This is a genomic window from Singulisphaera photorubra (assembly GCF_045290345.1).
Lineage (GTDB): Bacteria > Planctomycetota > Planctomycetia > Isosphaerales > Isosphaeraceae > Singulisphaera.
The window spans coordinates 1,948,650-1,968,628 of sequence record NZ_CP155447.1 but is presented as its reverse complement, the minus strand read 5'-3'; the positions used below and the strand labels follow the sequence as shown (position 1 = coordinate 1,968,628).

The following is a 19,979-nucleotide window of genomic DNA, read 5'->3' as shown; positions in this document are numbered from 1 at the left end:
CCCGAACGGCCATCAAGGCGGAGCGCACGAGTGGATCGAGTCCCCACGGCCCTACGCAAATGAGGCCGTCATCCCTTCCATGGGATCACGGAGTCTGTCGCATCCTGCGAGGGGAGTGTTATCCACAATCGACGAGGTTTGTCAATCGCGTGTGGCGCGGTGAACAACACGCACCAAAGGGCCGAGGCTCCGACCTCTCCCTGGCTACTCATCAACGGCGCCCGGCCCGATTGTTGAAGGCGAATCATTCGAACAAAAAAAAAACGGCCCGCACATCCGAGGATGTACGGGCCGCTGGGTGTCTGGACTCAATCGTTTGTGGCGATTGGTCTCAGATTAAGCGTCGAGAGCCAGCTCAGTTACCCGAGGGGGTCGAGAAGAGCAGGCTGCTCTGGGGGGCGTTGGCCGGAGCCGGGGGAACCGGAGCCGCTTCGGGAGCCGCTTCGGGAGCAACAGCCGGGGCGGGCGGGGCTTCGTCGCCAGCCGGGGCCGGGGTCACAACCGAGGTCGCCTGGGGAGCGGAGTAGGCCTGGGGAGCAGAGTAGGCCTGGCCGCTACCGTAAGCCTGGGGGCTGCTGTAGCTCTGGGGGCTGCTGTAACCCTGGGGGCTGGCGTAACCCTGGGCCGAGGGGAAAACCGTCGGGCCGCAGGTGTCGCAGCTCGGGGTGCTGCAGGCGTTGCTCTTGTGACCCCAAACGCGCTTCTTCTTCAGGACCCACTCGTAGCTGTAAACCTTGGGCTTGTGCAGGCCGCTGAAGAGATTCTTCAGGCCGCAGCTCTTGGGGGCCGGTGCACAACCAACGTCGCAACCGGTGTCACACTGGGCCGAAGCGACGACGGGAGCGTACTGGGGGCTGGGGGCCACACCCTGGGGCGAGGCAAGGCCAGTGTCGTGTCCGAACAGGCCAGCCTGGCTCACGCTACCAAAACCAAGGGCGAGGGCGAGACCGAGGCTCAAAGTCAAGGGCTTCAACATGGGAGACAGATCTCCTTGGCAATCGTTTCGATCAAGAGAAGGCGAATCCGGCCGGCCGGTCCACTCTTCTGCTTTATTGTTTGGGCGAGTCACGGTATCTCCTGTCAGCGGGCTTTCCCGAGCCCGAGGCCTTTCGGCCCAACCTTTCAGGGGACACCTCCCATTCGGTGCTCCCGAGTCCTCGCCGTGGCTAACCTTGGCGAGCCAACCTTTGTATCGTCATGACAGGGTTCTCCCTTGAGGTCGCTTCACGTTTTGCAGCAACGAGTTATGACGATCGTCCTTGCCGGTCGTCCCGGTCGGGCAATCCTGGCAATCTGCGAAAAAGGGTGGGGCCGCCCATTCCGGATAATCCGCAATGTCACGCCGGGCCTAATTTTCCCAATGCGCACGGTTTACCCGATTGGCACGGTCAAGGCGGTCATCCGCGGACCAACGGCTTCGAAAGAAAATCGCCCGAGGGGGGCCGACATCGTCGGCCCCCCTCGGGCAGCGGGATTTGAACAGGTTAGGCAAAATAAGCCGGCGACTCGAGGTTCTCACCCCTGGTATTCCGGATCCGTGGCCCGCGTTTGAGCGCCTCCGGAACCGCCAGCATCGGTCCGAGTCGAGGCATCATCGCACCTCAACCCTTGGGGACGGCTCCATCACGAAGTCCGGTCGGCTAGCGTCGACGGGCCTCGTCGGGCTGGGTGGCGATGCTCGCGGCCTGAGTGGCGCGGAGCAAGACGAGCTCGTTGCGGACCAGGCCCTCCTCGGTGAAGGCAGGGGTGGCCAGCCCAGCCAGGGCCGGGGCGAACGCGTCGTACAGTTTCTTACGGATCAAGACATAAGGCGAAGTCCGATCAGGAGAGGTCATCCACGCGACGAGCAGTTTCTTCTCGGCCTCTTGCCGCTTGAGCGGGTCGAGCTCGAGCTGTCCGTTGCGGAAATCATGGTCGAGGTCGAACCCCTTGTTGTAGCGGGGCTGGCTCCCCGGCACGGGGACGAGAGAGCGGTCGCTCAGGTAGAACCAGAGCCCCTCGTCGAGCTCCTCGAAGAACATGATCGTCCGCTCGCTCGGCGGCAAGATTTTCTCGAGCGAGGCGGCCAGGGCGCGGTGACTGCGGGCCGCGTTATGACGGGGGGCGAGCTCGCCGTAGATGATCAGGACGCCGAACGCCCAGGCCCCGACCAACGGCGCCAAGGCACCGGCATCGGCCCCGCGCCGCCAGATCCAGGCGCTCAGCACCACGGCAACCATGGCCGCGAGGGAGAAGAACGCGATCGGCGCAAAGTACGTAGGAGCGACCTGCCGCGCGATCACGGGGGCAATGGCCGCCGCCACGAACATCCCTACCCAATGAACTTGCAGGAACCGCCGGGCCCCGACCCGCTTCGACTCGAGGTCGCGAGCCGCCTTCGACAGGCGGACCCACTCCACTCCCACCAAGAGCGCCACGCCTGGCAGGCAAGGCAGATAATAGTTCGGCTTGGCGACCGACCAGAGGCAGAACATCGCCAGGTTGCCAACCGCCCAGGACCAGGGGAACCAGATCTGCGGCCGATACCGTCGTCCTCGGGGCAGGAATGGGAGGAGCAAACCGGTGGTGGCAAGTACGACCCAGGGGGCGGTCATCATCGGCCACTCGACGGCCAGGATCTCATGATGCCGGTGGTGCGTGACCCCGGCCGTCCCCGCCTTCTGGCCCATCTCCAGATACCAGACTCGCGCGGCGAGCGGGTCATTGAGCAAGACCGGCACCGGCCAGCTCAAAGCCAGCACCAGGAACACCAGCACACCCCGCCAATCGGTCAGCAGACCGAGGCCCTCGCGGAACCGGCCCGAGACCACCAGATAAGGGGCCAGCGCCAGGGCGACCAGGATCAGGATGATCGGCCCCTTGGTCAGGAACCCAAGCCCCAGCGCCGCGTAGAGCAACAGATTCCAGTTCCGCCCCCCCACCGGCGACCCGACGGTTTCGACCTCAGCGTCGGCCTCAATCCCTGTCGAAGCCAGCGTGAGATCCTCGCCCATCCCCCATGCATTCCCGTTCAACCGCCGCCAGGCCGCGTACAAGGCCAGCGTCGTGAAGAAGGCGAGCGGACCGTCGTTGCCCGCCTGACGGAGCTCGCTGATGAAAAAGCCGATCGACGTGAGGACCAGGCCCGCCGAGAGACCGACCGCGCGGCCACCCAGCCGGCAGCCCAAGCCGTAGACCAAGCCCACCGTCCCAATCGCCGCCAGGGCGCTGGGCAGGCGGATGATCCATTCGTCGCGCCGGCCGGTCAAGGTGATCAACGACGCGATCGTCCAGCGCGGCAGCGGGGGCTTCTCCAGCCGAGGCCGCCCCTGGATCTGTGCGATCCGCCAGTGGTTGTGGTCGACCGTGTCGAGCGCTTCGGCCGAGGCGCGTTGCTCACGCTTGCCCCAGATGTCCACCGCGCCAAGGCAGCCCATGAATACCAGGCCCGCCAGGACGGCCAGCACGGCCTCCATCCCCCAGCGCTGTGCCCACCCCTTTATGGCCAACGTCGGCATCGTCCCCTCCCTGAGAATCGCCTCGCCTCGCAGCTTTGGGCCGACGGTTTCGCACTCCATTGCGGCACCATCTCGGTTGAGACGGCGCGGGAAAATACCCGAGATGGCCCGATCCGACAAGCCGAGGCCTCATTAGCTCCGATCGCTACGACTTGCCGCGGGGCCGACTCCACCACCGCCAGACAAAGGCCAAGCCCACCAACCAGGCCATCAACATGGCGCGGAAAAGCTCGCGGCGACGCACCTCTCCATAGGTCAAGGTCGAGGAACAGCCACTCAGGCCGAGCAAGGTCAGGCCCAACGCCGCCATTAGGAAGGGGACGATCCTGGAGTCGAAGAAGTAGCCCCGCCACGCCTCGGTGATCGCCCAGAAGCTGCCGAAGAGCGATCCGACGAACGCCAACGCTCCCCCCAGGCCGCGCTCGATCACCCGGCGGCACCGCCCCAGCCGCCGCGCACGGCGGATCGCCGCCCACGCCACGAACAACCAGCCATATCCAGCCACGCCAACCAAGCCAATCAGCCCAGCCCACGTGAAAAGCCCCCACCACCACGTCCGCAACCAGTGAGACGGGATGGATGGCCTGACTCTCGGCAGCAGCTCGTCCGCATGCCCGATCACAAAGAAGAGAGCGGCCAAGACCAGGAACCCCGACCAGGGACCAATTCCCACCCAGACCGCGCGACGGGACAGCCACCCCCGTAACCCTCGACGTCCCGGCTCATCCGGGAGGTCGAGTGTGGCCCCCGCGAGAAAGCCATAACCCAAGAGCGGCCCCGCCAGGAGAACCCAGGTGGGCCAGTCCCAGTCGCGAGGGTCAGGCCCTCCCCCAGAGGCAAACGAGAAATGACAGGTCTCGTAATAGGTGCGGCCCAGGAAGGCCGGCACCAGCGGAAAGAGAAACCAGGCGAACGCGACTCCGAGTCCTCCGGCATGCGGTCGGATCATGGTTGGCCCTCGCCCGAGCGGTGCGGACTCGACCTCAAAACGATGGCGAGTCGGCTTTCCGCTACTCGCAGAATAAGCGGTTTGTCGTTGATCCACGAGCGAATTTGCCTCCATTCTCGGGGGAGCCGCAGGCTCTGAGATCCCCTCGAAACCAGCCTCGCGGGGTTCGATCATTCGCGTTGACAGTTCCTCGGAAGATCGGGTATACCCTGGCGTCCACTGAGGGAGGGGGGGCTCCGAAGCTTATAAGAGCAACGAAGTCAACGCCTTCTCCTTGGTCTGACGAATTCCATTGACGCTTAGCGGAAATATGTAGCGAAACAGGGATGTCGCGGCCGCCGCGGGGGGGCAACTGGCTCAAGGATGGGCTAGCCCCCGCACTCAAGATCCGGGTCGATTCCTCCCCGGCGATCCACGTCCTCCCTGGTTTGCCGCGAATCGAGACCCGCCGCAGGTTGTCCGGCCCGTCGCTTTGGTAGCGATCGTCGCCGACTGCAACCGATCCGGCATGCCACAAACGAAGGGGCTGGCGCATGCGGCCTGAGACTCAACGCGCGACCGCCTTGCGGCCCACACCTCATCGCCAGTACAACGCGCCGGAACCAGGGGCCAATCCGGCCCCCGCCGAGCAAGCTCGGCCCGGGCTCTATCCCGGTGAACCGGAGACCTGCCGGCGCGACTTTCGGCAGTTCCTGCCGATCCTCGCCCATCTCGGCCTCTTTCTGGCGGTGTTCAAGGTCTTTCGTGTCGAGGGACGGGCGTTCCAACTCCTCGTCGCCCTCTCCTTGGTCGCCCTCCCCGTTCACTACCTGCTCCCTTATCGCTGGAAGAAGCCGCTCTTCGTCGCCGTCTCGATCGCCGGCCTCGCCCTCGTCTTCGGCCCCCTGGCCGCCACCTACGTCGTGACCCTGGCGCTGTTGCTGATCGGCGTCTGCCGCCTCCCGATCCCCTGGTGGACTCGTGCCACGACGCTTGCGGTCGTGGCCGTCGCCATTGCCCGGATCCGCCCTGAGAGCCTGGCCGCGGCGGTCCCTGAGAGCGTCTGGCCGGTCCTGGCCACCATGTTCATGTTCCGGATCCTGATCTATCTCTATGAACTGAAGCACGCCAAGGCCCCCGAGACGGTTGTCGATACGCTCAGCTACTTCTTCCTCTTGCCCAACTACTGCTTCCTTCACTTTCCGGTGGTCGACTACCGCACCTTGCACCGCGGCTATTTTTCCAAGGAGATCCACACCACTCAGCGTGCCGGGCTCCAGATGATCTTCGACGGCACGATTCACCTCCTTCTCTACCGCCTGGTCTACCACGAGTGGCTGATCCCGGCCGAGGAGGTCCACGGCGTCGCCACTCTGACACGGTATCTGGTCTGCAACTACCTGCTCTATCTCCGGGTCTCGGGTCAGTTCCACATGGCCTGCGGGATGCTTCACCTGTTCGGGTTCCAGCTTCCGCCCACGCATCACCACTACTTGCTGGCGACCGGTTTCACCGACTACTGGCGTCGGATCAACATTTACTGGAAGGACTTCATGGTCCGTCTGGTGTTCAACCCGGTGGTGTTCCGGCTGAAGCGCTGGCCGCAGCCGGCGGCGTTGGCGATCGCGACGGTGGTGGTGTTCGTGGCGACCTGGGCGTTGCACGCGTATCAATCGTTCTGGCTGCGGGGTTCGTGGGGAATCAGCGGTCCGGATGCCCTGTTCTGGGGGATCCTGGGGGCGTTGGTGTTGGTCAACGTGCAGCTGGACGCCCGGCGGTCGCGGGTCCGCAATCGTGCGGGCAAGGGTCCGATGACCGTGCTGGGCCATCTGGTGCGTGGGGCGAAGGTCGCGGCCACGTTCACGACGATCGCGTTGCTCTGGTCGCTCTGGTCGAGCCCGACCATCGAGTCGTGGGTGGACCTGATGCGTCGCGGGACCGGAATCTGAGCCCTTGACCGACGAACTGTTCGAGAGGTAAGTGTATCATGGCTCGTTGCTCGTCGCAGACAGTTCAGATCGTGGCGACAGCGGCGATCCTCGCCTGGGGATTGGCGCCCGGTCGTCTCGCGTTGGGGACGCCGGGACGTCTCCGCGAGACTCTGCGCAACGACCAGCTGAGCCAGGCCGATTACGAAAAGATGGAACGAGGCTATTACGAGCAGATCCTCGACGCGGGACGAAAGCTCGGCGCTTCGGATGCGGTGGAACCCGAGTCGGCGCGGCGAGGGCGATCTCAGACCAAGGCCGTGCCGTTCGAGGGAGGACCGCTGGCGCAGGGCGTTGACGACCTCCGGGAATTCGTACTGAAGCCGAATCTGTCGGTCGACCATGCCGGGGCGCGGTGGACGACCAATGCCCTCGGAATGCGTGACCGCCCCTATGAATCCACCAAACCGCCGAACACGTTCCGGATCGCGTTCGTGGGTGACTCGATCGGAGCCGGCTGGGGGGTCGGCGACGGCCAGGCCTTCGAATCCGTCCTGGAGCGTCAACTCGACGAACGGTCGAAAGCGGCCGGGGGACCGTCGGTGGAAATCCTCAACTTCGCGATCCCGGGCCACGGACCGGGCCAACGTTGGGAGCATTTCCGTCGCGTCGGCTGGGCCACCGAACCCGACCTGGTTCTCTTTGAATCGACGCAGGCCGACTCGGGCTGGGACGAACGGCGGCTCCGCGGGCTCTTGCCGCGAGGAATCGGCTGGGACTCGCCGATGTATCGCGACGTCCTCACACGGATCCACGCCCGGCCGGGCGGGACGACGGAGAGTTACAAGCACGTGCTTCGCCCCTACCGTGAAGAGTTCGCGGCCGGCGTCTTCCGAACCGCCGCCGCCGACTGCCGCGCCCGTGGCATTCCGATCGCCTTGGTCATGGTCCCTCGGGTGGGCAAAACGGCCGACGCGGCCGAGATTCAGCGTCTGATCGGGCTGGCTCGCCACGCCGGATTCACGGCGATCATCGACCTCTCGAACACGTATGACGGGATCGAGCCCAAAGCATTGGCGGTCGGCCCGAACGATTACCACCCCAATGCCAAGGGCCATAACATGCTGGCCCAACGGCTCGACACGGCCTTGCGGCAGCAGACCAACTTGCTTCGACCCCCGAAGCTCGAACTCGGGGAGAGAGGCGGCCGACAATGACGAGCAACCACTCCGCGATGCACGCCACGCGAACCTGTTTTGCGAAGACACTCGCCATCCTGCTGCTCGGCCTGATCCCACTGCCCGTCGGGTGGGTCCGCGCACGATCCGCGGTCGATAGCGCACGATCCAACGAGATGAATCGGACCGACCGTGAGATCAACGCCGGCGGTTATTACGAAGGCCTGATCGGAACCGACGCGCCGCAAGGCGGGCCGAGCGAGCTGACGCTCTGCCTCATCGGCAAGCCGCGCGGGTGGGGACGCCCCCGCGCTTCGGACATTAAGCGGAGCCTGGATGGTGACGTCCTCATGTTCGAGCTCAAGCCGAATGTGAGCCAAACCCTCTTCGGCGAGCCCTTTGTCACCAATGCGTTCGGCATGCGCGGTCGACCTTATCAATTCAAAAAACCTCCGGAGACCTTCCGGATCGCCGTGCTCGGCTCATCCATCGATATGGGCTGGGGGGTTGGCACCGAAACTACCTATGTCAATGAGCTCGAGAACTGGCTCAATGACCACGCTCTCAAAATCGGCCTCAAGAAGCGGTTCGAGGTTCTCAACTTCGCGGTCCCGGCCTACAGCCCGATGCAGCGCCTCGAGACATTTCGCCGCAAGGCCATCGAGTTCGATCCCGACCTGGTGCTCTACTCGGCCACGATGCTCGACACCCGATTGATCGAGATCCATCTCTGCGACATGTTTCAGTCCCGAGTGGACTTGACCTACGACTTCCTCCGCCAGGCAGTGGCCAAGGCGGGGATCACCAATCGTGACCTCCGCCTCAATGCCAACGAGAAGCTGCGTGACAAGAACGCGCTCAAAGCGAAGTTGCGGCCTCACTACTGGTCGATCTACGACGCAACCATGAACGCTCTGGCCACGGAGTGCAGTTCGGCGGGCATCCCGCTGGCGAGCATGATTATCCCCCGGGTCGGCAAAGCCGACGCCCCCAACACGCGTGACGAGGCCGTCGCGGCGCTGCATGCGGTCCTCGCTCCGCACACCCAGACGCTGTTCGACCTGTCGGGCACGTTCGACGACCTCGACCCGGCCGACCTCGAAATCGGCCCTCTCGACGACCATCCCAACGCCTTGGGCCATCATCGCCTGTTCCGGGCACTGGCCCGCGCTTTGGTCAACGACGACTTGTATGAAACTCTCTTCGATTCGGCCCGACCTCCCGATCTTGACGATCGCGGACCCGTCGGCCTGCCGCCCCGGCCAACCCCTCCGAACGACGTTGGTGACAACCAACCCTGAAGAACGACATCGATTTCGAGCACAACCATGGATGGAAACCACCTCAGCCAGTTGCTTGATGAGGCCGCCACGAGGCGCCCCGATCACACGGCCGTTGAAGACGAGCTCGGCCGAACACTGACCTATGCGGAACTGGCCCGAGCCGCCGACCGCCTCGCCACTCGCCTGGCGCGTTGGGGCGTCAGCCGAGGCGACCGGGTGGGCCTCTTTCTGCCCAAAGGGCTCGAGGCCGTCGCGGCGATCCACGGAATCCTCCGCGCGGGGGCGGCCTACGTCCCGGTCGATCCCACCGCGCCCGTCACGCGAGGAGCCGGCATCTTCGCCAGCGGCGGCGTGAAAGCCGTGATCGTCGCCGCCGAGTTCGCCAGTGCCCTCCACCAGGCATGGCCAGGACCCGGCCCTTCGCCGCGCCTGATCGTGGTGGGAGCCGAGACCGCGGGATCGGACCCGGCCGACGCGTCCTGGGACGAGGTCAACCAGGACGACACCCCGACTCCGCTTCCCCCTCCCCGCGCCGCGGATGATCTCGCCTACATCCTCTATACCTCGGGTTCGACCGGTCAGCCGAAGGGGGTGATGCTCTCGCACGCCAACGCATTCACATTCCTCGACTGGTGCGATCACGACCTCGACACCACCACCAACGACCGGTTCTCTTCGCACGCCCCCTTCCACTTCGACTTGTCCGTCTTCGACCTCTTCGTCTCGTGCCAGAACGCGGCGACCTTGGTCGTGATCGGCGAGACGCTCGGCAAGGAGCCCGCGAGGCTGGGGGCGTTCATCGCCGACCGCAAGATTAGCGTCTGGTACTCCGCTCCCTCGATCCTGACCCTGCTGGTCAGGCACGGCGGCATCGAGACCGCCGGCTACCCGGCCCCTCGGCTCGTCCTCTTTGCCGGCGAGGTCTTCCCGATCACCCCGTTGCGGCTGCTGAGAGAATGCTGGCCGGACGCGACCCTCTGGAACCTTTACGGACCGACCGAAACCAACGTCTGCACCGCTCATCGGATCCCGGCGACCATCCCCGACGACCGCACCGGGCCGTTCCCGATCGGCAACGTCTGCCCGCCGCTCCGGGCGCGGGTGGTCGACGAGCAAGGGAACGACGTCGCTCCGGGATCGGTCGGCGAACTGGTGATCGCCGGCCCTGGCGTGATGCGTGGCTACTTCGGTCAACCCGAGCTCACCCGACAGGCCTTCCTCCAGTGCGATGGCGGCGAGGCCTGGTATCACACGGGCGACCTCGTGGTTGATGACGGGAACGGCTGCTTCGCCTTCCACGGCCGCCGCGACCGGATGGTCAAGAAGCGGGGCTACCGGATCGAGCTGGGGGAAATCGAGTCCGCGCTCTACCGCCACGAGGGCGTCGATCGCGCGGCGGTGATTGCCAAGGCCGACGACGCCGGGGTCACGATCGCCGCGTTCATCGCCATGAAGCCGACCGAGAAGAAGTCGATCATCGCCATGAAGCGGCACTGCACCACCCACCTTCCCCACTACATGGTGCCCGACTCGATCACGTTCGTCTCGGCCCTGCCGACGACCTCGACCGACAAGGTGGATTACCAGGGCTTGAAACAACTGGCCACCGCCAATGCTTGAAGCCTGGCTGACCTCAGCCCACTCGACAAGCCGGGACGAATGGTTCCAAATCGTCTTGTAGGGTGGGCACGGCCCATCAAGCAGAAAAGTGGCTTGGGAGCGAGAGGCGGGGAACGCAGAAAGTCGAAGTTGGTGGGACGTGCCCACCTGACACGAACGAAAACGATCGATCGCGATTCCATCAGCATACGCCGACCAAGGCCGTCTTCCTCCGTCCTCGGAGCCATCGTGACTTTCCGCCACCTGCTGAGCTGGAAGACCTGCTTCTACGAGATGCTCCTGCCGACGCTCCGCCGTCTCGGCCCAGCGCGTTGCGACGCGATCCTCGGCGGCCTGGGGCGGCTGTCGGCCGCGGCCTGGCCCCCTCGGCGCAAGGAACTCGCCAAGGCAATCGATCGCGCGGGGACCGCACTCCGCGCCGACTGGAATCCCAAGGTGGTCCGCCCTGCCCTGGCGGCCAACACGCTCCGGTTCGCAGCCCGCGACTACCCGCTCGACGCGGCCCCGGACAAGGAAATTCTCGCCCGGTTCGACGTCAAGGGCTTCGAGGGCCTGCAAACCGCGCTCGACGGCGGCCGGGGAGCGATCGTGGTGGGCTGCCACCTGGGGGGCCACATCGCGGCCTTGCACTGGCTCTACCGCCAAGGAGTTCCGCTCCGGCTCCTGGTCCAGCGACCGCGGCACGTCTCGCGCGAGCTGGACCGTCGGTTCGACCGCGACGACCCCCATCCGCAATCCGAGTTCTTCCTGCGCCGGGACTTGTCCCCCGCCTTGGCGGCCGAGCGGTTGCTCCACGCTCGAGCCGCGCTTCGCGGCGGTCTGGCCGTATACCTTTCGGGCGATATCCCGTGGAACGGCCCGAACACCCGTTCCGGTCAGTTGCTCGGTAGCACGCGACCGTTCTTGTCGGTCTGGGCCGACCTGGCCGTCCTGACCCGCGTCCCGGTCTTCCTCCTCTTCTGCACTCATCGCCCCGGCGGCCGCTACGCCCTGACGATCGAGCCCCCCTGGACGCTCGCCGCGGGTGAGGAGTCGGCCGCTCTGACCCGCTACCTCGCCCGCCTCGAAGCCGAGATCAAGGCCCACCCCGCCGATGCCGTCGCCCACCTTCTCTGGCCATGCTACGGCCCTCCGTCGCCCGCCTCAGCCTCCAGCAACAGCACGGCCCGCCCCAGCCGGCGAACGGCGGCGGTTCGCTAGTCGTTGATTGTCAGCGGATCCCACTCTTGCAATTCCCGAAAGCGTAATCGACGATCGCAGAGCCTTGTGACGTGCCACAAGAGCGGGCTGCCAAGCCCGGAATAAAAAGATCCGCTCCCTCGTTCGCGCGAAGGAATCTTGATCAATGAGAATCCACCGATCGGGTTCGATCACCAGATTTCTGGCAGGTTGGGCCCTGGTCCTGTTCGCCGGCCCGACCTCCTGGGCCGATGCGCAGCCACCAAAACAGGGTTCAAAACCGAATGTTCTGTTCATTGCCGTGGATGACCTCCGGCCTGAGTTCGGAGCTTACGGGCATCCCGAAGTCAAAAGCCCCAACCTGGATCGGCTCGCCGCGCGCGGCTTGACGTTCCAGCGGGCCTACTGCCAGCAGGCGGTCTGCTCGCCGTCGCGAACGAGCTTACTGACCGGAGCGCGGCCGGACACGACCAAGGTTTATGACCTTGTCACTCACTTCCGCAAGGCGATGCCCGAGACGGTCACCCTGCCCCAGTTCTTCAAAGCGCAGGGTTATTTCGTGCAAGGGCTGGGCAAGATCTATCATCCCGGCTTCAACGACCCGCCCTCATGGTCGGTTCCCTGGGAGACGGCAACCCCTCAGGCGCGACCGTACGCCCTGGCCGAGAGCCGAGCCCTGGCCCAGAAGAATCGCCAGGCGACAGCCCCCGCAAAGGCAAAGGCGAAAAAGAAGGCCGCCGCGAAACAAGGGAGCCGGGGGCCTGCGTTCGAGTCGGCCGACGTACCCGATGACGCCTACCTCGATGGGGCGGTCGCGAACATGGCCGTGAAGACCTTGCAATCGCTCAAAGCGAAAGAGGAACCCTTCTTCCTCGCCGTTGGGTTCGCGAAACCGCACCTGCCATTCGTGGCCCCCAAGCGGTACTGGGACCTGTACGACCCGGCGAAGATCGCGCTCGCGAGCAATCCGTACCGGCCCAAGGGAGCGCCGGAGTACGCCGTACAGCCGGGAGGCGAGCTCCGATCTTATGCGAATATCCCGACGGGACACGTACCGGACGAACTCGCCCGCACGCTCAAACATGGCTACTATGCGGCGATCAGCTTCATGGACGCGCAGGTTGGCAAGTTACTCGACGAGCTCGACCGACTCTCGTTGCGTGATAACACGATCATCGTCCTCTGGGGCGATCACGGCTGGAAACTCGGGGAACACGATGCTTGGTGCAAACACTCGAACGTCGAGTTGGATACCCACGTGCCCTTGATCGTCGTCGCGCCCGGCCAGGCGGAACCAGGCAAGCAGTCCAAGGCCCTCGTTGAGTTCGTGGATCTCTATCCGTCGCTGGCGGAACTGGCCGGACTGACACCGCCCGCCCATGTCGAGGGAACCAGTTTCCTTCCCGTCCTGAAATCGCCCGATCGGCCCTGGAAGTCGGCCGCGTTCAGCCAGTATCCCCGGCAAGTCGAGGGGCGATCGTTGATGGGATATTCAATGCGGACCGACCGCTACCGATTCACTCGCTGGGTTGAACGTGATGATCCGACCAAGGTGACAGCCGTCGAGTTGTATGACCATGAAACGGATCCGCAAGAAAATCAGAACATCGCCGATGATCCGGCCAACACCGCACTCGTGGCCAAGCTCACGAAGCAATGGCAGGCTGGCTGGCAAGGGACCAAGGCCGAACTGAGCGCCAGCCGCCCCTAATCAAAAATTAGAGGCGACGGCCAATGGTCGCGATCACAACGTCTTGAGAAAGGCGGTCAGATCGGACACTTCTTCCGGCGTCAGCTCGGTTTCTTGAGGGTGCTTGTGCTGGAGAAACACATTCTCGAGTGACTTGGCGCGGCCATCGTGAAGCAACGGCTCACGATGGCTGACGCCGAGCAACGAAGGCGGGTTGAACTTGCGGTTACCGGCCTCATCTTCAAGCCCCACATCGTACATGCTCTTAGATGTGTAAGTGGGGGGCGTGTGGCACTTCGCGCAGCCCTGAGCACGAAAGAGGCCGCGACCGCGTTCGATGGTCTCCTTCTGGTCGGCCGGCACGATCGCCCGAGGAGGCGGCAATGAGCTCAGGTAGGCGGTCAACGCCTCGACCTGATCGCCGGTCAGCACCGGTCCACGCATCGTCCTCTGGACCGACTTTTGAATCTGGTCCTCGAGCCGATCGATCGAGCCGGTCCAGGTCCACGGTCCCGTCAGGTGAGCTCCTCGAAGCGAAGGGACCCGCTTGGGTGCGCCGTAGGCCCCATCTCCCAGGGTGTCGCCGAGCTGGCCGTTGCTGTGGCCGTCGGTGTGGCAACTGTGGCAGCTCATCCAGCCATGGAGGGAAAGCGTCGCGTCGTGGAACAACCGTTCGCCCTTCTCGACCGGTGTCGGATCCGGACGCGGGCCCAGCCCGATCGTCTTGATCGTCTTGCCGGTGAGGACCTCGACCATAACCACCTGATCGCTGTTCGCGTCCGCGACATAGACAGCATTCCCCTCGGGCGTTAAGGCCAGGGCTGAGGGGCGACCACCCACGCCGTACTTCCGAAATTGGCCCAGTCGGCTTCGTTCGACGGCAATCTCACCAACGCCCCCCAGCGCCACCACCACGGAGCCGGAGGGGCCGCAGACGAGGCTGGCCGGGTCGCCGGCCCCGCTGTAGGGCTCGCCCAGATTCATGAGGTCGCTGCCCCGGAGCAGTTCCTCGTCAGATCCGTTCGAGAGCACGGCGTCGAGGCTCAGGTAACGGACGTGACTCGTCACGAACCGCCCCCAGAACACATCCTCGAAGTCGGTCCGGGCCTGGCGATTGAGCCTCTGGTGCGCGACGAGCAGGCTACGGCCGTCGGTCGTCAGGGCGAACCCTCGAATATTGTGCGCGGGCAGGTTGCGGACCGAATCCAACGTTCCCCGCTCCCGGTCGACCACGGCGAGCTTGCCGCCGAACGCGTCGGCCACGATCAACCTGGAGCCGGCGTTCACCAGGACCATGTTGCGGGGACTGAAGGGCAGGTTCAGGGTTCGCTCGCCGAGAATTCGACGGTCCCCGTTTCCCTCACGACCGGGCAACTCGAAAAAGGTCAACCGGCGCGACTCGAGTGAAGCCACGACACACGAGCCGCCGTCGGGTGCGACGACAAGGCCGACCGGATCGGGCGCAACCGCCTGGCGCACGACGACCCGGATCGTGTCTCCGCTCACTTCGAGCAAGAGCAACGCGTGACCCTCCCGGTCGACGGCCAGCAAATTCCCGTCGGGAAGCGCCGTGACGTCGGCCAAGCCGCGGCCCACCTGCGACTCCGCCACCACTCGACTTGACTTCGTCGCGATGATCGAGAGACTACCGCTCCGCCGATTGGCGACGAACAGGCGGCTGCCGTCCGGGGAAAGGCTGAGGCCGGCAGGTTGGCGAACCTGGGAGCGGAGCGGTTGTTGAGGTTCAGGTTCAGGCGCTGCGCCCCGCACCACTCCGTCGGCGATGGAGAGGATCAGCAGTGTCAGCCCGGTGAGCCACCATGACGGACAAACCATTGAAGGCTTTATGTTCATCGAAGCAACTCGTCGAGTGGGCTGGCGTTCGAAATCCAGAGGGTACGGTTCGGAATGGTCGCCCCGAGCGCTCGGGAGAGGGCGTCTCCTGCGTCAACAGACCTCGAGAATCCCATCGCAACCTCTCACCGTTCCCGATGAGACGGCAGCAACGGCCCCGCAATTGTATCACCTGACACCGGGGATCAGTATAACTTAAGGTAAGGGACGGCCATTTGAGGAATTGAGGATCGAGTCCCTTGCTTTGCTGCCCTGAGAAGAGATGTCGGCCCCAGGAAATGCAACCCAATCAAGACATGCAGCCTGGCCAGGTGACGGCTGTTCTGCCAATCGGCCCACCACGACCACAACCTCACTCGCAACCAGAACAGCCTTCAAAGCGAAGCATGAGCACACTTACACCGATCACTCTCGTCGTGACAGCCGACGCATGACCGCGATCCTCGGACTCTCCGCGTTCTATCACGACTCGGCCGCCGCCTTGGTGGTGGACGGCCGGATCGTGGCCGCCGCGCAGGAGGAACGGTTCAGCCGCAAGAAGCATGACGCCAGCTTCCCCACCGGCGCTGTCGACTATTGCCTGGCCGCCGCGGGTTTAACTCCGTCCGACCTCGACTGGGTGGGATTCTACGACAAGCCGCTCCTGAAATTTGAGCGGTTACTCGAGACGTACCTCGCCTATGCCCCGCGCGGGTTTCGGTCGTTCCGCCAGGCGATCCCCGACTGGCTCCGCACCAAGCTCTTCCTCCCGAAGGTGATGGCCCGCGGGCTCAACGGCTACCGCCGTCGCTTTGTCTTCGCCGAGCACCACGAGTCACACGCGGCCAGCGCGTACTTTCCGTCACCGTTCGAAGAGGCCGCGATCCTGACCGTCGACGGCGTCGGCGAGTGGACGACCGCCAGCTTCGGCATGGGCCAGGGCCACCGGATCGCCTTGACGCACCAGCTCCGCTTCCCCCACTCGCTCGGCCTGCTCTATTCGGCCATGGCTTATTACTTGGGGTTCCGCGTCAATAGCGGCGAACACAAGGTCATGGGCCTGGCTCCCTACGGCCGGCCCGTCTACGCGGACCTCTTTTTCAAGCACCTGCTCGACCTGAAGGACGACGGCTCGTTCCGCATGGGCATGTCGTACTTCAACTATGCCCAAGGGCTGACGATGACCTCGGCGAAGTTCCACCGGCTCTTCGGCGGACCGCCCCGGCGTCCTGAGGCGCCGGTCACCCAGCGCGAGATGGATCTGGCCGCGTCGCTCCAGACCGTCACCGAGGAGATTCTCCTCCGCATGGTTCGACACGTTCACAAAACGACCGGCGCAAAGAATCTTTGCCTGGCCGGCGGCGTGGCCTTGAACTGCGTCGCCAACGGGCGGATCCTCCGCGAAGGGCCGTTCGACGACCTCTGGATCCAGCCCGCGGCCGGCGACGCGGGAGGTGCTCTCGGGATCGCCCTGTTCATCGAGCATCAACTGCTCGGGCACCCCAGGAACCCTCAGCCGACGGACTCGCAACAAGGGTCGTTGCTCGGCCCCGGCTTCTCCGACGACACCATCGAGCGGTTCCTCCAACAGCAGGGGACGGAATACACCCGGTACGAGTCGGACGAAGACCTCTGCGCCGCAGTCGCCGAAGCCCTGGCCGGCGGGCAAGTCGCCGGCTGGTTTCAGGGACGGATGGAGTTCGGCCCGCGAGCGCTGGGTGATCGGAGCCTGCTGGGCGACCCCCGCAATCCCGAGATGCAGGCGGTCATGAACCTCAAGGTCAAGTTCCGCGAGGCGTTTCGCCCGTTCGGCCCCGCCGTGCTCCACGACCGGGCCGCCGAACGATTCGAGATTCAACAAGGGCATGAAAGCCCTTACATGCTTCTGACCTTCCCGGTTCGCTCCGATGCCGAGCTCGCCGCCGTCACTCACGTCGACCGGTCGGCGCGAATCCAGACGGTCGATCCCGGGAGGAACCCGCTCTTCCACCAACTCCTCCGCACTTTCGAGAGTCAAACCGGCTGTCCGGCACTCATCAACACCAGTTTCAACGTCCGCGGCGAACCGGTCGTCTGCACGCCGGCTGACGCCTACCGCGGCTTCCTGGCCACTCACATCGACCTGCTGGCCCTGGGCCGTTGCGTGGTCCGGAAGGCCGGCCAGCGTCCGCTGACCGAGGCGGAGGTCGTCGCCCACCTGGCGCAGTTTCCCCTCGACTAAAGTAGAAAACCAAAAACGAGGAACCTCGCGGAATGTCCCTGACCCCGATCGATTGGCGGCCCGATTCGACGAAGTTAGCCCAGTTCTCCACGCTCACGATGTGCTTCCTGGGGATGCTCGCCGCCCCGCTGGCCTACCTGCGTGACCGGCCCACGCTCGCGGCTTGCTTCGGGATCGCCGCATTGACCTGCCGACTCCTCGGCGCCTGGCGGCCGACCGCGTTGAGGCCGGTCTATCTTGGCCTGAGCTTGGCCACCTGGCCGATCGGCTGGGGCGTCTCGCACCTCGCCCTGGCCATCGTCTATTATGGAGTCATCACGCCGATGGCCCTCGTCTTCCGCCTGCTCGGCCGCGACGCCATGACCAGGCGATTCGACCGCGACGCCACAACCTACTGGGAGCCGACTCCCCCTGATCGCAGCCTTGATCGATACTTGCGTCAATTTTAAAGTCTCGCAACATCAATCATGTCGACCTTTCATCAGGAAAAGACGATGCCAAACGGCCGACAAGAAACTCCGAAAACCGACAGCCTCGACGCGATGGCCGACTCCTCACAACCGAGCCTGGCGGCCGAGCTGTTCGATTTCATGAAGTCCAACAAAAAGTGGTGGCTGCTGCCGATCCTGCTGGTGCTCGGCATGTTCGGCGTCCTGCTGGCGCTTGCGTCCACCGCGGCGGCACCGTTCATCTATACGATGTATTGAGGCAAGAGAAATCTCATGGTTCGCTGACGGATGTCTCCGTCAAGTTCAGGGTAATACGGCCGGGCCGGCCGAGCGACCTGGTTTTGGCTTGCCTCGCCCGAAATTGAGAGCCCTGAGAAAACGGGGACGCGTTCGGAGAAAAGTTGGAATCGCCCGCCTGCGTCCCGGCACTATGTATTGGCAGAAGCGAGGGGACGGGAGGGGATCGACCGATGGGCGAATCAACCGACGGCATCGTGCTGAAGCATCTCCAAACGCTCTACAGCGCCGGGGCGATCGGGGGATTGTCGGACGGTCAGCTCGGGGACCGCGTCCTGCCCGGACGAGACGACGCCACCGAGGCCGCCTTCACGATTCTGGCCGAGCGGCACGGACCGATGGTCCTTCGCGTCTGCCGGCAAATGCTCTGCGATCGCCATGAGGCTGAGGATGCGTTTCAGGCCACCTTCCTCGTCCTGGCCAGCAAAGTGCATGCGATTCGCAACCGAGACTCGATGGCCGGCTGGCTCCACGGCGTCGCCCGACGCGTGGCGCAGAGGGCCAAGGCCGACGCCGGCCGACGCCGGAACAAGGAACGCCGGGCCGCGATCCTGGCCAGCGTCCATTCTCCTGAGGACAGCCAAGGCCCGAGCGAATCCTGGCCGGAACTCCACGAGGAGATCGCTCAGTTGCCCGAGCGCTACCGCGAGCCGATCGTGCTCTGCTACCTCGAAGGGCTGACCACCGAGGCGGCCGCGCAACGGCTGGGGTGCCCCAAAGGAACGGTCCTTTCCCGGCTATCTCGGGCCAAGGAACGTTTGCGAAAGAGTTTGATCCGCCGCGGCGTGGTGGTGCCCACCGGCTTGCTCGCGGCGGAGTGGGGCGTGGACGTGGCGTTGGCGATGCCGACGGCCTTGCTCGAGACGACGGTACGAGCGTCTCTGGATTTCACAGCGCGACAAGCAGGCGGGACAACTCTGGCCTCGACCACAGCGGTCGGGCTGGCACGGGGGGTACTTTACGCCATGACTCTCTCGCAATGGAAAACCTTCGGCGCGGCGACTCTCGCCTGCGTCCTCGCCATGGGAAGCCTGCGGGCCTTCGCTCAGTTCGGCGGCATCGGTGCGGCCGACGAGCCCCCGGCGGTGGAGCAGGCCGACAACGATCACCAGGCGGCCCTGAGCCAATCCGTCAAGAAGATCCAGGCCCAGTTGGACAAGGCGGCCCGACGAAATACCGAGTTGGGAAACCAGTTGCAAGCGATCCAGGCCGAGCTGAAGTCGCTCCTGGCCAGTTCAACCCCTGCAAAAACCAAGGGCACCAAGCCCGAGGAGGGCGCAACATCCAGGTCGATCGAACCCGCCACCAAAGAATCATCGATTGAGGTCACTCCGATGGTCGGTCTGGGTTCCGCGGCCCTGCTCCTCAAGGGTCCGAATATCACCCGGATCGCCGCCGCCCGCTCCCTCACCGGTCGCTGGATCACATGCGACCTGCGCGAACCCGTCAACGGAGTCGCATCACCGATTGTCGGTAAGAACGTGGTAGTTTACCGCCTCGGCCGATATGTCTATGCCTTCAGTTCCGGAGTTCAACGTTGGGACATCCTGGAACTGCCCAAAGGCTTCGACAGTTCTTCAGGGCTGCATGGCGAGGCCGAATCCTACATGGTCTACGGCCACATGTACTCGTTCGACCAGACTCTTGGCAAATGGAAGGACCTCAATTTCAACGCCATTCTCAAAGAATCGCCTGAGAACCACAAAGAGGAAGACGCGACGACGGCTCCCCCTCGGAGCCGCTCCCAACCTGACCCCACTCCACAACCTTCGCCTTCGTCCCCTTCCCCCGAGACTTCCGAGCCAGGCCCCTCCGCCCATTGATATCCACCACCTCCATGGCTGGGAGCCTCTGCCCCCAGTGCGCAGGCCCAGGG

The 19,979-nt window shown here is 64.6% G+C and carries 15 protein-coding genes; 11 read left to right on the top strand and 4 right to left on the bottom strand.

Features of this window, described 5'->3' with window-relative positions:
* Window positions 1-355 precede the first annotated feature (355 nt).
* The 3 genes from V5E97_RS07650 to V5E97_RS07640 all read right to left on the bottom strand — a co-directional run bounded on the left by V5E97_RS07650 (window position 356) and on the right by V5E97_RS07640 (window position 4,446).
* Entirely contained in the window at window positions 356-976 is a 621-nt protein-coding gene (locus tag V5E97_RS07650) for a hypothetical protein (RefSeq protein ID WP_406698728.1), read from the bottom strand.
* Window positions 977-1,640: 664 nt separating this feature from the next.
* Window positions 1,641-3,497, bottom strand: a complete 1,857-nt coding sequence (locus V5E97_RS07645; protein WP_406698727.1) for an ArnT family glycosyltransferase — start codon at window positions 3,495-3,497, stop codon at window positions 1,641-1,643.
* Between the two features lie 145 nt (window positions 3,498-3,642).
* The gene (locus V5E97_RS07640) at window positions 3,643-4,446 is read right to left on the bottom strand and encodes a hypothetical protein (protein WP_406698726.1); all 804 of its coding nucleotides are present in this window, start codon (window positions 4,444-4,446) and stop codon (window positions 3,643-3,645) included.
* 326 nt (window positions 4,447-4,772) lie between these two features.
* Between V5E97_RS07640 and V5E97_RS07635 the strand changes: the two genes are divergently transcribed.
* The 7 genes from V5E97_RS07635 to V5E97_RS07605 all read left to right on the top strand — a co-directional run bounded on the left by V5E97_RS07635 (window position 4,773) and on the right by V5E97_RS07605 (window position 13,324).
* Window positions 4,773-4,925, top strand: a complete 153-nt coding sequence (locus tag V5E97_RS07635; protein ID WP_406698725.1) for a hypothetical protein — start codon at window positions 4,773-4,775, stop codon at window positions 4,923-4,925.
* Between the two features lie 54 nt (window positions 4,926-4,979).
* Window positions 4,980-6,374, top strand: coding sequence for a hypothetical protein (locus V5E97_RS07630; protein ID WP_406698724.1), 1,395 nt, complete (start codon window positions 4,980-4,982; stop codon window positions 6,372-6,374).
* 38 nt (window positions 6,375-6,412) lie between these two features.
* Complete coding sequence (locus tag V5E97_RS07625) at window positions 6,413-7,570, top strand: SGNH/GDSL hydrolase family protein (protein WP_406698723.1); 1,158 nt, start codon at window positions 6,413-6,415, stop codon at window positions 7,568-7,570.
* Complete coding sequence (locus V5E97_RS07620) at window positions 7,567-8,832, top strand: SGNH/GDSL hydrolase family protein (protein ID WP_406698722.1); 1,266 nt, start codon at window positions 7,567-7,569, stop codon at window positions 8,830-8,832. The genes V5E97_RS07625 and V5E97_RS07620 overlap by 4 nt, the downstream gene beginning before the upstream one ends.
* A 27-nt stretch (window positions 8,833-8,859) precedes the next feature.
* A complete protein-coding gene (locus tag V5E97_RS07615) occupies window positions 8,860-10,434 on the top strand; it encodes an amino acid adenylation domain-containing protein (RefSeq protein ID WP_406698721.1) in 1,575 nt (524 codons plus the stop codon).
* A 228-nt stretch (window positions 10,435-10,662) separates the two neighbouring features.
* Window positions 10,663-11,634 carry a lysophospholipid acyltransferase family protein gene (locus V5E97_RS07610; protein WP_406698720.1) on the top strand — a complete coding sequence of 324 codons (972 nt, stop codon included), beginning with the start codon at window positions 10,663-10,665 and terminating at the stop codon, window positions 11,632-11,634.
* Between the two features lie 145 nt (window positions 11,635-11,779).
* Window positions 11,780-13,324, top strand: a complete 1,545-nt coding sequence (locus V5E97_RS07605) for a sulfatase (RefSeq protein WP_406698719.1) — start codon at window positions 11,780-11,782, stop codon at window positions 13,322-13,324.
* Between the two features lie 33 nt (window positions 13,325-13,357).
* Here V5E97_RS07605 and V5E97_RS07600 read toward each other — a convergent pair whose 3' ends face one another.
* Window positions 13,358-15,157, bottom strand: a complete 1,800-nt coding sequence (locus V5E97_RS07600) for a cytochrome c peroxidase (RefSeq protein ID WP_406698718.1) — start codon at window positions 15,155-15,157, stop codon at window positions 13,358-13,360.
* 430 nt (window positions 15,158-15,587) lie between these two features.
* On the opposite strand from V5E97_RS07600, the gene V5E97_RS07595 reads away from it, so the two are divergent.
* From V5E97_RS07595 to V5E97_RS07580, 4 genes are all read left to right on the top strand, one after another.
* A complete protein-coding gene (locus V5E97_RS07595; protein ID WP_406698717.1) occupies window positions 15,588-17,357 on the top strand; it encodes a carbamoyltransferase family protein in 1,770 nt (589 codons plus the stop codon).
* A gap of 32 nt (window positions 17,358-17,389) precedes the next feature.
* Complete coding sequence (locus V5E97_RS07590; protein ID WP_406698716.1) at window positions 17,390-17,806, top strand: SxtJ family membrane protein; 417 nt, start codon at window positions 17,390-17,392, stop codon at window positions 17,804-17,806.
* Between the two features lie 45 nt (window positions 17,807-17,851).
* Window positions 17,852-18,064 carry a DUF5989 family protein gene (locus V5E97_RS07585; protein ID WP_406698715.1) on the top strand — a complete coding sequence of 71 codons (213 nt, stop codon included), beginning with the start codon at window positions 17,852-17,854 and terminating at the stop codon, window positions 18,062-18,064.
* Between the two features lie 212 nt (window positions 18,065-18,276).
* Window positions 18,277-19,926, top strand: coding sequence for an RNA polymerase sigma factor (locus tag V5E97_RS07580; protein ID WP_406698714.1), 1,650 nt, complete (start codon window positions 18,277-18,279; stop codon window positions 19,924-19,926).
* The last annotated feature ends 53 nt before the right edge of the window (window positions 19,927-19,979 follow it).